The 448-nt window shown below is 55.6% G+C and carries 1 protein-coding gene; it reads left to right on the top strand.

What is annotated here, in order from left to right:
- Positions 1-321, top strand: a 321-nt coding sequence (locus D3D02_RS19815; RefSeq protein ID WP_199723240.1) for a nitroreductase family protein, incomplete at its 5' end; no start/stop codon positions are given.
- Between the last annotated feature and the right edge of the window lie 127 nt (positions 322-448).

Genomic DNA, 448 nt, shown 5'->3' on the forward strand with positions numbered 1-448 from the left:
CAGGAGATGGACCGCTATTCGACGTGTCTCGCGGTCCAGAACCTCTGGTTAGCCGCTCGTGCCGAGGGTATCGGTGTCGGCTGGGTTTCGTTTCTCTATCCCCACGAAGTCCGTGACGTGCTGAATATTCCGCACCACATCCAACCAATCGCCTACCTCTGTGTTGGCTATCCCGAGGACGGATTCCCCGACGAACCGGTGCTTCAAAAACAGGGGTGGCGAGAGCGGATTGACGGAGACGAGTTAGTTCACTACGGGGAGTGGAACCACACGCAGACGCCAGCAAAGCAACCGCACGACTGTGTCTCAGTAGACGATTGAAAGGGTGTATCGTCGCAATGCAAGGATTTCCCGCTTGGGAATCGAAACACGGTGTCGGCTCCCAGAATGCGAAACGTTCGGTCAACTACGATACTCCCTATGAGACGCCAACGAACGAAGAACTATG

Source organism: Halobellus sp. Atlit-38R (assembly GCF_003665925.1).
GTDB classification, from domain to species: Archaea; Halobacteriota; Halobacteria; order Halobacteriales; family Haloferacaceae; genus Haloquadratum; species Haloquadratum inordinatus.